This window comes from Streptomyces sp. NPDC056948, from assembly GCF_042674225.1.
GTDB lineage: Bacteria > Actinomycetota > Actinomycetes > Streptomycetales > Streptomycetaceae > Streptomyces > Streptomyces purpurascens.
Genome location: NZ_JBHUQX010000286.1, coordinates 1 through 12,238 on the forward strand (window position 1 = coordinate 1; position 12,238 = coordinate 12,238).

11 protein-coding genes are annotated in these 12,238 nt (G+C 73.7%); 6 read left to right on the forward strand and 5 right to left on the reverse strand.

All coding sequences use genetic code 11. From position 1 onward, the window contains the following. Positions 1 to 128 precede the first annotated feature (128 nt). Positions 129 to 1,073 (reverse strand): EamA family transporter, encoded by a 945-nt coding sequence (locus tag ACFTZL_RS30300; RefSeq protein WP_382588922.1) that lies wholly within the window; start codon positions 1,071 to 1,073, stop codon positions 129 to 131. Positions 1,074 to 1,179: 106 nt separating this feature from the next. Here ACFTZL_RS30300 and ACFTZL_RS30305 point away from each other — a divergent pair, with 106 nt between their 5' ends. Then, on the forward strand, positions 1,180 to 1,701 hold the full coding sequence (locus ACFTZL_RS30305) for a MarR family winged helix-turn-helix transcriptional regulator (protein WP_382588923.1): 522 nt from the start codon (positions 1,180 to 1,182) through the stop codon (positions 1,699 to 1,701). A gap of 23 nt (positions 1,702 to 1,724) precedes the next feature. On the opposite strand, the gene ACFTZL_RS30310 is transcribed toward ACFTZL_RS30305, so the two are convergent. The 3 genes from ACFTZL_RS30310 to ACFTZL_RS30320 are packed head-to-tail and all read right to left on the reverse strand — an operon-like array spanning position 1,725 to position 4,465. Then, a complete protein-coding gene (locus ACFTZL_RS30310; RefSeq protein ID WP_382588925.1) occupies positions 1,725 to 2,030 on the reverse strand; it encodes a hypothetical protein in 306 nt (101 codons plus the stop codon). A 60-nt stretch (positions 2,031 to 2,090) separates the two neighbouring features. Then, positions 2,091 to 4,187: a 4-alpha-glucanotransferase gene (gene malQ / locus ACFTZL_RS30315; protein ID WP_382588927.1), complete on the reverse strand. Its 2,097-nt coding sequence runs from the start codon at positions 4,185 to 4,187 to the stop codon at positions 2,091 to 2,093. Between the two features lie 8 nt (positions 4,188 to 4,195). Further along, positions 4,196 to 4,465, reverse strand: a complete 270-nt coding sequence (locus ACFTZL_RS30320) for a hypothetical protein (RefSeq protein ID WP_382588929.1) — start codon at positions 4,463 to 4,465, stop codon at positions 4,196 to 4,198. 233 nt (positions 4,466 to 4,698) lie between these two features. Here ACFTZL_RS30320 and ACFTZL_RS30325 point away from each other — a divergent pair, with 233 nt between their 5' ends. From ACFTZL_RS30325 to ACFTZL_RS30340, 4 genes are all read left to right on the forward strand, one after another. Beyond that, positions 4,699 to 7,545 (forward strand): beta-N-acetylglucosaminidase domain-containing protein, encoded by a 2,847-nt coding sequence (locus ACFTZL_RS30325; RefSeq protein WP_382588931.1) that lies wholly within the window; start codon positions 4,699 to 4,701, stop codon positions 7,543 to 7,545. Between the two features lie 79 nt (positions 7,546 to 7,624). Continuing rightward, complete coding sequence (locus ACFTZL_RS30330; protein WP_382588933.1) at positions 7,625 to 8,158, forward strand: PadR family transcriptional regulator; 534 nt, start codon at positions 7,625 to 7,627, stop codon at positions 8,156 to 8,158. Next, positions 8,155 to 8,841 (forward strand): ABC transporter ATP-binding protein, encoded by a 687-nt coding sequence (locus tag ACFTZL_RS30335; RefSeq protein WP_382588935.1) that lies wholly within the window; start codon positions 8,155 to 8,157, stop codon positions 8,839 to 8,841. Before ACFTZL_RS30330 ends, ACFTZL_RS30335 begins: the two co-directional genes overlap by 4 nt. Then, on the forward strand, positions 8,838 to 10,223 hold the full coding sequence (locus tag ACFTZL_RS30340) for an FtsX-like permease family protein (protein WP_382588937.1): 1,386 nt from the start codon (positions 8,838 to 8,840) through the stop codon (positions 10,221 to 10,223). The genes ACFTZL_RS30335 and ACFTZL_RS30340 overlap by 4 nt, the downstream gene beginning before the upstream one ends. A gap of 102 nt (positions 10,224 to 10,325) precedes the next feature. Here ACFTZL_RS30340 and ACFTZL_RS30345 read toward each other — a convergent pair whose 3' ends face one another. After that, positions 10,326 to 10,862 (reverse strand): HNH endonuclease, encoded by a 537-nt coding sequence (locus ACFTZL_RS30345; protein ID WP_382588939.1) that lies wholly within the window; start codon positions 10,860 to 10,862, stop codon positions 10,326 to 10,328. 328 nt (positions 10,863 to 11,190) lie between these two features. Here ACFTZL_RS30345 and ACFTZL_RS30350 point away from each other — a divergent pair. Then, positions 11,191 to 12,238, forward strand: a 1,048-nt coding sequence (locus ACFTZL_RS30350) for a mechanosensitive ion channel family protein (protein WP_382588940.1), incomplete at its 3' end; no start/stop codon positions are given.

Below are 12,238 nucleotides of genomic sequence, written 5' to 3' on the forward strand. Positions count from 1 at the left end.
CTCGTCCTCGTCCGACCTTGACGAGCGTGACCTTCGTCCCTGGCCGCCGGCCTGCTCGGCGCCCCGGTTGACCGCCACCACGCGTGGCGCCGTCTCGTCCGTCATCTCCGCACCGCGGAAGGCGGGGGCTACCGTCGCAGCGCCCCGTCCGTCACGTCCATCGAATCTTTTCGACGTTTCTCTTCAGAGAAACCGAACGTTCGCGGGGCCGCCTTGCTCCGGGCCCCGATCTGGCCCGCGACCGTCGCCCCGAACGCCAGCCCCATGCCCACCAGTTGCACCGGCGTCAGCGCCTGCCCGAGCGCCGCCCAACCGACGACGGCCGCGGTCAGTGGGGAGAGCGGGCCGAGGAAGGTGACCTGGGTGGCGGTGAGGCGGCCGATGCCGCGGAACCACAGCCAGTACGCGACCGCCGTGTTCGCGACGGCGAGGTAGAGGTAGCCGCCGGCCGCGCGGCCGTCCAGCGCCGGCGGCGCGCCCTCGACCAGGAAGGCGAGCGGCGCGATGAGCAGGCCTCCCGCGGTGAGCTGCCAGCCGGTGAGGGCGAGCGGGCCGACACCGGCGGGTCGCCCCCACCGCTGGGTGAGGACGGTTCCGGCGGACATCGAGACGGTGGCGGCGAGCGCCGCCAGCAGGCCCAGCGCGTCCAGCGCCCCGGCCGCCCGCAGGACGACGAGGCTGACGCCGAACGCGGCCACGGCCCCGGTCAGCAGCGTGCGCACCGTCGGCCGCTGCCCGAGCAGCAGCGCCGCGAGGCCTGCCACGAACAGCGGCCCGGCCGAGCCGACGACCGCCGCCATACCGCCGGGCAGCCGGTACGCCGAGAGGAACAGCAGCGGGAAGAAGGCGCCGATGTTCAGCGCGCCGAGCACCGCCGCCTTCCACCACCAGGCACCGCGCGGCAGCACCCGGGCGAGGGCGAGCAGCAGCAGACCTGCGGGCAGGGCGCGCATCAGTCCGGTGAACAGGGGACGGTCTGCCGGGAGGAACTCGGTGGTGACCGCGTAGGTCGTGCCCCAGGAGACGGGGGCGAGGGCGGTGAGGGCGATGAGAGCGGGACGGGAGGAGGCCATGGGTGGCACCCTTCGAAGTAGGTCGGTAGAAAGTAGCTTAGCCCTAAGCAACTTTCCGTCAAGCTACTTTCTTGCGGGTGACCGAGAGGCGGCCGATACTCGTGCCATGAACGAACGCCCCGAGCAGCGCAGGGACCCTGTCGACGCGATCATCGACCAGTGGAGGACGGTCCGGCCCGAGCTCGACACCAGGGCGATGGAGGTCTTCGGCCGGGTCTACCGGCTCGCACGGGCTATGACGGACCGCCTGGAGGACACCTACGGCCGGTTCGGGATCTCACGCGGCGAGTTCGACGTCCTGGCGACCCTGCGCCGCTCCGGCGAGCCCTTCACGCTCTCACCGCGCCGGCTGTCGGAGACGCTGATGCTCACCACGGGCGGGATGACCGGCCGTCTGGACAAGCTGGAGCGGGCCGGGTTCCTGCGCCGCTCTCCCGATCCGCACGACCGGCGGGGCCTTCAGGTGACGCTCACCGAGGAGGGACTGCGCCTCATCGACGAGGCGGCCGTCGCGGGGCTGACCGTACAGACGGAGGCCCTGTCCGGCCTCGACGAGAAACAGGCCGGCCAACTGGCCGGCCTGCTGAGGGAACTGCTGGCGGGGACGGAGGGGACAGCCGGGCGGTGACTCCCCCTCCGAAACGCCCCTGATCAGGCCTTGGAGCCGGCCTTGGCCTCGGCCTCGGCCTCGGCCTGGGCCTTGGTGTTGATGTTGGAGCTGGTCGTGTCCTTCTGCTTGTGCTTCTTGTCGCCGATCATCACCAGACCGTGGATGACCAGGTACAGCACGATGGGGGCCACGACGAAGAGGCCCAGCGTCTCGATGACGCTCAGGCCCGGGCCGGGGTCGTCACCGTCGTCGCGGGTGAGCGCGGAGGCGGGGGACGACATGAGCAGCATCATGAGCGTCGTACCGGCTGCCAGGGCGCCGGCGCGCAGGGCGTTCTTCTTGTCCACGGTGTCAAAAGTATCCAACGCCGGTGAGGGCCGCGCGCCCGGGGTGCCGTAAGAGCACCTTCAGCCGCCGGACGGACCGGCCGGTTCGCGCAACACCTCGATGAGGGCATGCAGTCGGGGCGACGCCGCCAGTTCCTCCAGCGTCACAGGGCGGCCCCCCGCGTCCGCGATCGGCAGCCTCCAGTTCGGGTACTGGTCCCAGGTGCCCGGGAGGTTCTGCGGGCGGCGGTCCCCGACCCCGTCCGGGAGCCAGACGCCGACCATGCGGGCCGGCGTGCGCAGCAGGAAGCGGTGGACGGCCTGGATCTCGGCCTCCTCCGAGGAGGTGTCGGTACCGCCGCCGGTGCCCTGCAGCAGACCGAGGCGGGCGAGCAGGGACAGCCACTCGCCGGTGTCGGCGGCGGCCTCGGCGCGCTCCTCCTCGAGCGGGCGGGCGAGCAGGCCGAGGCTGTCGCGGAGTTCGACGTGCTCGCCGGTGAGGCGGGCTGCCGTGGAGGGCAGATCGTGGGTGGTGGCGGTGGCCAGGCAGTCGGCGCGCCAGCGGTCGGGGAGCAGGGGGCGGCCGTCGCCGTCCCAGTCCCGTTCGAACCACAGCACGGACGTGCCGAGCACCCCGCGCTCGCGCAGCGCCTCACGGACGCCGGGTTCCACGGTGCCCAGGTCCTCGCCGATCACCGGCGCCCCGGCCCGGGAGGCCTCCAGCACGAGCACGGCGAGCATGGCCTCGGCGTCGTAGCGGACGTAGGTGCCCTCCGTCGGCGGGCGGCCCTGCGGCACCCACCACAGCCGGAACAGGCCCATGACGTGGTCGATGCGCAGTGCTCCGGCGTAGCGGAACAGGGCCCGCAGCAGCTCGCGGAACGGGGCGTAGCCCGAGTCGGCGAGGCGGTCGGGGCGCCAGGGCGGCAGGCCCCAGTCCTGGCCGCGCGCGTTGAAGGCGTCCGGGGGTGCGCCCACCGACATGCCGGCGGCGAAGTAGTCCTGCTGTGCCCAGGCATCGGCGCCGCCCGGGTGGACGCCGACCGCGAGGTCGTGCACGATCCCGACCGGCATCCCGGCCTCCCGGCCGGCGCGCTGCGCCGCGGTGAGCTGGGTGTCGGTGAGCCAGGCGAGCCGGGACCAGAAGTCCACCCGGTCCATGAGGCCGTTGCGGGCGCGGACGGTGTCGGCCGAGCGCGGGTCGCGCAGGCCGGTCGGCCAGCGGTGCCAGTCCGGGCCGTGCACCTCGGCGAGCGCGCACCAGGTGGCGTGGTCCTCCAGGGCCCGGCCCTGCTCGGCGAGGAAGTCGCAGTAGGCGGCGCGTCTGCCGGGGCCGAGCGGCACCTCGCACAGCAGCTCGAGCGCCTCCCGCTTGAGCTCCCACACGGCGTCCCGGTCGATCAGCGCGCCCTCCTCCAGCACCGCTTCGCGCAGCCGGCCGGATCTCTCCAGCAGCGCGCGCAGCCGCTGCGGGTCCTCGACGTGGGCGCACTCGGGGACGTCCTCGATCCGCAGGTGCACGGGGTCGGGGAAGCGCCGCGAGGAGGGGCGGTACGGGGAGGGGTCGGTGGGGGCGCCGGGCACGGCCGCGTGCAGCGGGTTGACCTGGACGAACCCGGCGCCGAGCGACCGCCCGGCCCAGCCGGCCAGTTCGGCGAGGTCGCCGAGGTCGCCCATGCCCCAGGAGCGGCGGGAGAGGAGGGAGTAGAGCTGGACGAGCAGTCCGTACGAGCGTCCGGGGGGTGTGGGCAGGCGGGCCGGGGCGATGATCACGTGGGCGTCCGCGCCGCGGCCGTCGAGGGCCGTGGCGGTCAGCCGGTGGACGCCGGGTGGGAGCTGCTCGGCCGAGGCGCGTGTCTCGCCCTGCTCGGTCTCGATGCGCAGCCGGGTGCCCTCGGGGAGGGCGGCCAGGGCGGCCGGGGGGTCCGCGCCCCAGCCGACCACCGTGGGCGGCAGCAGTCGTGCGCCCTGTTCCCGCTCCCGGGCGGCGAGCGCGGCGCGGACGGCGCCGGGCGTGCTCGCGTCCACGCCGAGAGCGGCCAGGGTCAGGGTGACCGCGGTGGCCGAGGCCGCGACCGTACGGTCCGGGGACGGGCTGTACGAGGTGGCTACGCCGTGCAGGTCTGCGAGGCGGGACAGGTCCTCGGAGGGCGGTTCGGCCGGCCGCGGTGCGGTCATCTGGGTCCCTAGATGCCTGGGAAGTCCGGAATGAAGGCGGAGGGCTCGCTGGTCAGCGGAACGGATTCGGCGAGCGGAGGCTCGCTGGTGAGGGGCCCTGCGTCGGGCAGCGGCGGCTCGCTGGTCAGCGGGGGCTCGGCGCAGGTGCTCTCGGAGCTGAAGACGCAGTAGTGGGGGTCTTCGTAACGCGGATCGTCGTAGTGGGGGTCGAGCTCGGCGGACGTGTCCGCCACGGGTTTGGACGGGGCCGGGAGCGGAAGGAAAGTCATCGCAGCCACGGGGGCCTCCTAGTCGGAGTTTGTCGGGTTCAACTTTCGATGGGTTATCGCAGCCCTACCCAGTCGACGCGATGGCAGACGTCCCAGGCCGAACATCGTGCTCCTGCTCACATTCCACTCCCCTCCACTCTGTCAAGAATCCGGTAAATCGGTCACAACGGCCACTCTCGTTGACACCTTCACCGGGCGGGTGGTGGGCTCGTCGTCCCGGTCGACACATCTGGAGGGGGCCTGTGGGACTGCGGCGTGGGAAGCGGGCAGCAGCCCTCGCGGTCGCCGTCGTCGCCGGAAGCCTCGGCGCCCCGCCCGCCGCGGTGGCGGCTCCGCCCGCCCCCGGCACCAGCGCGACACCGACTCCCGACACGGCCGGAGCCGGCCTCTCCGTCTGGCCCCGCCCGCAGTCGCTGCGCGCGAACGGCGCCCCGGTCGCGGTCACCGACGAGGTCGCTCTGCTCACCGACCCGTCGGCGGACCCCTACGCCGTCGAGGCCCTGCGCGAGCTGCTGCGACAGGCCGGGGCCCGCCGCGTCACGGACTCCGCCGGGCCCGGGGACCTGGTCGTGCGGGCGGGGACACAGCCCGCCCGCCGGAACGACCGCCACGCCCTCCCCTCCGGGGGGTACGAGCTGGCCGTCGGCCGGGGCGGCGTCTCCCTCACCGGAACCGGCGAGGACGGGCTGTTCCACGCCGTACAGACGCTGCGGCAGCTACTGCGTCCCGACGGCACGATCGCGGCGGCCGTCGTACGCGACTGGCCCGGCACCGCCGTACGCGGCATCACCGAGGGTTTCTACGGCACCGCGTGGACGCACCGGCAGCGGATGGCGCAGATCGGCTTCCTGGGGCGCACCAAGCAGAACCGTTATCTGTACGCCCCGGGTGACGACCTCTACCGGCAGGCCCGCTGGCGTGAGCCGTACCCGGCGAAGCAGCGGGCCGACTTTCGGGAGCTGGCCGAGCAAGCCCGCGAACACCACGTGAAGCTCGGCTGGGCGGTGGCCCCGGGGCAGGCGATGTGCTTCGCGTCGGACGCCGACGTGCGGGCGCTGACGCGCAAGCTCGACGCGATGTGGGCGCTGGGCTTCCGGGCCTTCCAGCTCCAGTTCCAGGACGTCAGCTACAGCGAGTGGCACTGCGAAGCGGACGCCGACCGGTTCGGCTCCGGCCCGCAGGCGGCGGCGAAGGCGCAGTCCCGGGTGGCGAACGCGGTGGCCCGGCACCTTGCGGAACGGCACCCCGGCTCCGCCGGTCTGTCCCTGATGCCGACCGAGTACTACGAGGACGGCACGACCGACTACCGGCGGGCGCTGGCGAGCGAGCTGGACCGGGGTGTCGAGGTGGCGTGGACGGGCGTCGGGGTGGTGCCCCGCACCATCACGGGCGGTGAACTGGCCGACGCGCGGGAAGCGCTCGGGCACCCGCTGGTCACGATGGACAACTACCCGGTCAACGACTACGACCCCGGCCGTATCTTCCTCGGCCCCTACCAGGGCCGTGAGCCCGCCGTCGCGACCGGCTCCGCCGCCCTGCTCGCCAACGCGATGCAGCAGCCGGAGGCGTCCCGCATCCCGCTGTTCACCGCCGCCGACTACGCGTGGAACCCGCGTGCCTATAGCCCGGGAGAGTCCTGGCGCGCCGCGATCGCCGACCTGGCGGGCGGGGACCGGAGCCGCGAGCAGGCCCTGGCTGCGCTCGCCGGGAACGATGCGTCGTCGGTGCTGGACGACGAGGAGTCGGCGTATCTGCGCCCGCTGACCGAGGCGTACTGGCGGGACCCTGCGTCGGGCGGCGACGCCGCGCGGCGGCTGCGCGAGGCCTTCACCGTGCTGCGCGAGCTGCCCCGGCGGCTCTCGGACACCGCCCTCGCCTCCGAGGTCGCCCCCTGGTCGGAGCAGCTCGCCGGCTACGGCGAGGCGGGCACGGCCGCGCTCGACATGCTGGACGCGCAGCGCGCCGGCGACAAGGCGGCGGCCTGGACGGCGTACCGGAGGCTGGGCGCCCTGCGGGCCGGGCTTGAGTCGGCGCGGGCCGAGGTCGGCACGGACGTCCTGGACCCCTTCCTGCAGCGGGCGCAGAAGGCGTACGCGTCCTGGGCGGGCATCGACCACGAGCCGCCCCGCAACCCCGGCGGCCCCTCGGACGACCGCACCCTGCGTTTCCCCCGCCCCCGCCCGCTGACCGCCGTGACGGTCCTCACCGACCCCGGCACGGAGGGCGCGGTCGAGGCACACGCCCCGGGCCAGGGCTGGCGGCCCGTCGGCCGGCTGTCGGGGTCGGGCGCGACCGAGGTGCGGGTCGAGTCGCCGGTGGACGCCGTGCGGGTCGCCGGCCCCGCTCCGGCCCGGGTGCGCCACCTCGTCCCCTGGTTCAAGGACTCCCCCGCCACCTCCCTGGAGCTGGAGCGCGACGAGGTGGACGCCGAGACCGGCCGGGTCCTGCGGCTGACGGCCGGGCTGGGCTCGCTGCGGCCCGCCGACGCCCGCGGCAGGCTCACCGTCGAGGCGCCCGAGGGCGTGCGGGTCCGGGTGCCGAAGGGCGAGCTGACCGTGGAGCGCGGCACGCGGGCGGAGGTCCCGGTCGAGGTGACCGTCGAGCGCGGCACGCCGATCCGGTCGTACGACATCCGGCTGGGCTTCGCGGGAGCGACCCGCACGCTCACCGTCCGCGCCGTCCCGCCCACCGGCGGCCCTGATCTGGCCCGCACCGGCACGGCGCGTTCCTCGGGCGACGAGACGCCCGACTTCCCGGCGTCGGCGGCGAACGACGGCGACCCGCAGACGCGCTGGTCGTCCCCGGTCGACGACGGCGCCTGGTGGCAGGTCGAACTCCCGCGCCCCGCGCGCCTCGGGCAGGTCGTGCTGCGCTGGCAGGACGCCCACCCCTCGGCGTACCGCGTCCAGGTGTCGGCGGACGGCCGCCGCTGGCGCACGGCGGCGACGGTACGGGACGGCCGGGGCGGCCGGGAGAGCGTCCGCATGGACGAGCGGGACGTGCGTTTCGTGCGGGTGCAGGGCGACAAGCGGGCCACGCGGTTCGGGTATTCGCTGTGGTCGGCGGAGGCGTACGCCATCACCGAGTGAGCAGTTCCGCATATGCGGCGCGCATCTTTTCGGCGATCACTATTCACTCAGTACATGTACTCAGTACATAATGCTCCGCATGAGCACCCGCCACATCCTGCTGGGCCTGCTCGCCTCGGGTCCGAGCCACGGCTACGACCTCAAGCGACGCCACGACGACCGCTTCCCACAGGCCCGCCCCCTGGCCTACGGGCAGGTCTACACGACCCTCCAGCGCCTCGTCCGGGACGGCCTCGCCGAGGTCGAGGGCACCGACTCGGACGGCGGCCCGGAGCGGACGATGTACCGCGCGACCGCGGACGGGACGCGTGAGCTGTCCCGCTGGGCCGGGGAGATCGCACCGCCCGCCCCCTTCGTGGCGAACGAGATCTTCGCCAAGGTCGTCGTCGCGATCCTCTCGGGCGGCGACCCGGCCGGCTACCTGAGCGCCCAGCGCGCCGCCCACATGGAGCGGATGCGGGAGCTCACGGCACTCAAGGCCGCCAAGGGCGCCGACCTGGCGACCGTGCTCTCGGCGGACTACGCCGTCAACCACCTCGACGCCGACCTCCGCTGGATGACCACCACGGCGGCCCGGCTCACCACCCTGACCGCGGAGGTCGACGCAGCATGAGCAGACCCGTGCCTCTTCTCTCGGCCAGTGGCCTCACCAAGGCGCACGGCAGGACACCCGCCCTGCGCGGCGCGTCGGTGGCGCTGCGCCCCGGCGAGATCCTCGCCGTGACCGGCGCGAGCGGCAGCGGGAAGTCGACGCTGCTGCACTGCCTCGCCGGGATCGTCCGCCCGGACGAGGGCTCGGTGACGTACGACGGCCGGCGCCTCGATGACCTGCCCGAGAAGCGGCTGAGCGAGCTGCGCCGCACCGAGTTCGGCGTGGTGTTCCAGTTCGGGCAGCTCATCCCCGAGCTGACGGCCCTGGACAACGTCGCCCTGCCGCTGCTGCTGGCCGGCACCGACCGCGCCCGTGCGCGGGCCCGGGCCGGTGAGTGGCTGGAGCGGTTCGGGGTGCGCGGGCAGCAGGACCTGCGGCCGGGCGAGCTGAGCGGCGGCCAGGCACAGCGGGCCGCACTGGCCCGGGCCCTGGTCACCGGCCCGAAGGTGGTCTTCGCCGACGAACCGACGGGCGCGCTGGACTCCCTGGCGGGCGAGCAGGTCATGACGGCCCTGGTGCACACGGCCCGCGAGTCGGAGACCGCGGTCCTGCTGATCACCCATGACGCCCAGGTGGCGGCGTACGCGGACCGGGAAGTGCAGTTGCGGGACGGCAGCGTGGCGGCGACGGGGGTGACGGCATGAACTCCCCGCGCTCCCTGCACCCCTTGCACTCCCTGCGTGCCGATCTGCGCCTCGCCTGGGAGCTCACCCGTGGTTCCGACCGCGGGGAGTGGTGGCGGGTCACCCTGACGGCGACGGGCGCGGCGCTCGCGACGGGCTTCACCGTCACCGCCGTCGCCCTGGCCTCGCTGCGGGGCTACCACGACGTGCCCTACGCCGCCGGCCTGCTGGACGAGCCCGGCACCCGCTCCGGGGTGATCGTCAGCCTGCTGCTCCTGCTCGTGCCGGTGCTCGGGTTCCTCGGGCAGTGCGCCCGGATCGGGGCGGTGCACCGCGACCGGCGGCTGGCCGGGCTGCGGCTGGCCGGGGCGACGCCCTGGCAGGTGCGGCGGATCGCCGCGCTGGAGACCGGGCTCGCCTGTCTGCTGGGCTCGGCGGTCGCCACCGTCTTCACGGTGCTGCTCCTGCTGCGCCTGTGGGACCGGCCGACCGCCCCGGCCTGGGCGGGGATCGCCCTGGTCGCCGTCGGCGTACCGCTGCTGGGCGCGACGGCGGGCGCGCTGGCGCTGCGCCGGGTGGTGGCCTCGCCGCTGGGCTGGGTGCGCCGGGTCGGACCGCGCTCCGGACGGGGGCCGGGGCTGCTGTTCCTGGGCGGCATCCTGCTCGTCGCGGTGCTGGCGCTGCTGGCCGTGACCACCACCGCCACGCCCGCCGCCAACCGGCCGAACGGCGGGCCGCCGCTGATGATGGCGGGCGCGGTCCTCGCGGTCGGCGCGGGCGCGGTGTGGCTCGCCGGGGCCACGGCCGAGGTCACCGGGCGGATCCTCGCGGTCCGGGCCAGGTCGGCGGCGACACTGATCGCGGCGGAACGACTGCGCGACGACCCCTGGGCGGCTTCCCGCACGCACGCGGCGGTGCTGCTGGTGACCGTCGTCGGGACCGGCTTCCTGGGCATCCGGCATGCGCTGACGCAGGCGCTGCACTCCGAGACCCGGCTCGCCGAGGACCCGTCCTACTACACCACCGGCCTCGACCTGACGGGCGCCGCCATCGCGGTCGCCCTCGCCATCACGCTGTCCGGGCTCGCCGTCGGCACCGCCGAGTCCCTGGCCACCCGCCGCCGGGGCCTCGCCGCACAAGCCGCCGCCGGGGTGCCGCGCACGGTGCTCGGCCGGGCGCTGCTGCTGGAGACCGCGCTGCCACTTGCCCCGGCGGTGCTGCTGGCGGGAGCCGGCGGCATGGCGATCGGCACGGCGTACGCCACGACCACCGGGGGCTGGTCCGTGCCCTGGGCGGCCTCCCTGGTGCCCCTCGCCGTCTACGCAGCCTGCCTGCTCGCCTCGGCCACCTCCCTGCCCCTGCTGCGCCGCACGGTGCGCCCCGGGGAGCTGCGGTACGCCTGAGCACGGGCGGAACCGGCCCATGACCGGCCGGCCCCGGGGGAACAGGGGACCCCCGGGTCCGGCTCACCGCCGTACGCGGCAATACGAAGGCCCGGATCGTCTTCAGGCGGGAATGCCGTCGATCCGGGCCATGGCGTCGTCCGCGCCGTACGGCTGCAAGTACGGCATCCAGCGCGGGTCCCTGTGGCCGGTCCCGATGATGCGCCAGGCGAGGCCGGAGGGCGGGGCGGGTTTGTGGCGCAGCCGCCAGCCGATCTCGATGAGATGTCGGTCGGCCTTCACGTGGTTGCAGCGGCGGCAGGACGCCACCACGTTGTCCCAGACGTGTTTGCCCCCGCGGCTGCGCGGGATGACGTGGTCGACGCTGGTTGCGACGCCACCGCAGTACATGCACCGGCCCCCGTCACGGGCGAACAGGGCCCGGCGGGTCAGTGGAACGGGCCCCCGATAGGGAACCCGGACGAATCGCTTGAGCCGGACCACGCTGGGTGCGGGGACTGTGACGGTCGCGCTGTGCAGAAAGGCGCCGGACTCCTCGAGGCATACGGCCTTGTTCTCGAGGACGAGGACGAGCGCGCGGCGGAGCGGTACGACACCTAGCGGCTCGTACGACGCGTTGAGGACCAGGACATGCGGCACGGGTGCCTCCTTGGACGCCGGCGGCGCGTGGCTCGCGCCGGGACGATTCGTAGTCAGTCTCTCCTCAGGCCTGGTGGAAGCGCCACCATGTCCCGGTAACGGGCTGGGAGTGTTTTCGACCACATCTGATTCATCCCCCAGATCATGGCCTGTTCAAGCCCAGGTGAGCACGGTCTCTCCTTCACACATTCCGAGGGAGCACACACAATGCCCCGTTAGTGTGGTGGTTCTGCCCCTTCGGTGACCCAGTCGTGACCTTGACCCCCCGAAGACCCCCGAACCACCCCACCGGGGCAGACCGCTGCACCTGGAGGTACCCGCCGTGTCCATGTCCCCTGCGGACGCCGTTCTGATGGCCGCCGACCCTACGCCGTCGCCGACCCCCTCGGAAACGCAGAGCCCGAGAGTGCCCTCGCTGCAGGACGCCCATGAGAGCGCGACGAACGCCGCCGGCTGGATCGAGCAGAACTGGTCGACGTGGCTCGCGATCGGCCTGCGGGTCCTGCTCATCGTGGTGATAGCGGTGGTGCTGAGGGTCGTCGTACGACGGGCGATCACCAAGCTGATAGACCGCATGAACCGCACCGTCCCGTCCCTGGACGGCAGCGCGCTCGGCGGGCTGCTGGTCAACGTGGAGCGCCGCCGCCAGCGTTCGCAGGCCATCGGCTCGGTGCTGCGTTCGGTGGCCTCGTTCGTGATCATCGGCACGGCCGCGCTGATGGTCCTGGGCACCTTCCAGATCAATCTCGCCCCGCTGCTGGCCTCGGCCGGTGTCGCCGGTGTCGCGATCGGTTTCGGCGCCCGCAACCTGGTCACGGACTTCCTGTCCGGCGTCTTCATGATCCTGGAGGACCAGTACGGCGTCGGCGACTCGATCGACGCGGGCGTCGCCTCCGGCGAGGTGATCGAGGTGGGCCTGCGCGTGACCAAGCTGCGCGGCGACAACGGCGAGATCTGGTACGTCCGCAACGGCGAGGTCAAGCGCATCGGCAACCTCTCCCAGGGCTGGGCCACCGCCAACGTCGACGTCACGGTCCACTCCGGTGAGGACCTGGACAAGGTCAAGGCCACGCTCGACGAGGTCGCCGAGAAGATGGGCGCCGAGGAGCCCTGGAACGAGCTGCTGTGGGGCCCGATCGAGGTCCTCGGCCTGGACAGCGTCCTGCTGGACTCCATGGTCGTGCGCGTCTCGGCCAAGACGATGCCCGGCAAGTCCCTGACCGTGGAGCGCGAGCTGCGCTGGCGCATCAAGCGGGCCTTCGACGCGGCGGGCATCCGGATCGTCGGCGGCGCCACGGCCCCGGCGGAGGAGCAGCTCGTCGACCCGACGGCGGGGATGTCGGCCCCGTCGGTGTACGCGAACGCCACGTCTCCGC

Coding starts and splice junctions, on each gene's coding strand:
- ACFTZL_RS30300 (WP_382588922.1), bottom strand. CDS start 1,073: ATGGCCTCCTCCCGTCCCGCTCTCATCGCCCTCACCGCCCTCGCCCCC.
- ACFTZL_RS30305 (WP_382588923.1), top strand. CDS start 1,180: ATGAACGAACGCCCCGAGCAGCGCAGGGACCCTGTCGACGCGATCATC.
- malQ (WP_382588927.1), bottom strand. CDS start 4,187: ATGACCGCACCGCGGCCGGCCGAACCGCCCTCCGAGGACCTGTCCCGC.
- ACFTZL_RS30330 (WP_382588933.1), top strand. CDS start 7,625: ATGAGCACCCGCCACATCCTGCTGGGCCTGCTCGCCTCGGGTCCGAGC.
- ACFTZL_RS30335 (WP_382588935.1), top strand. CDS start 8,155: ATGAGCAGACCCGTGCCTCTTCTCTCGGCCAGTGGCCTCACCAAGGCG.
- ACFTZL_RS30340 (WP_382588937.1), top strand. CDS start 8,838: ATGAACTCCCCGCGCTCCCTGCACCCCTTGCACTCCCTGCGTGCCGAT.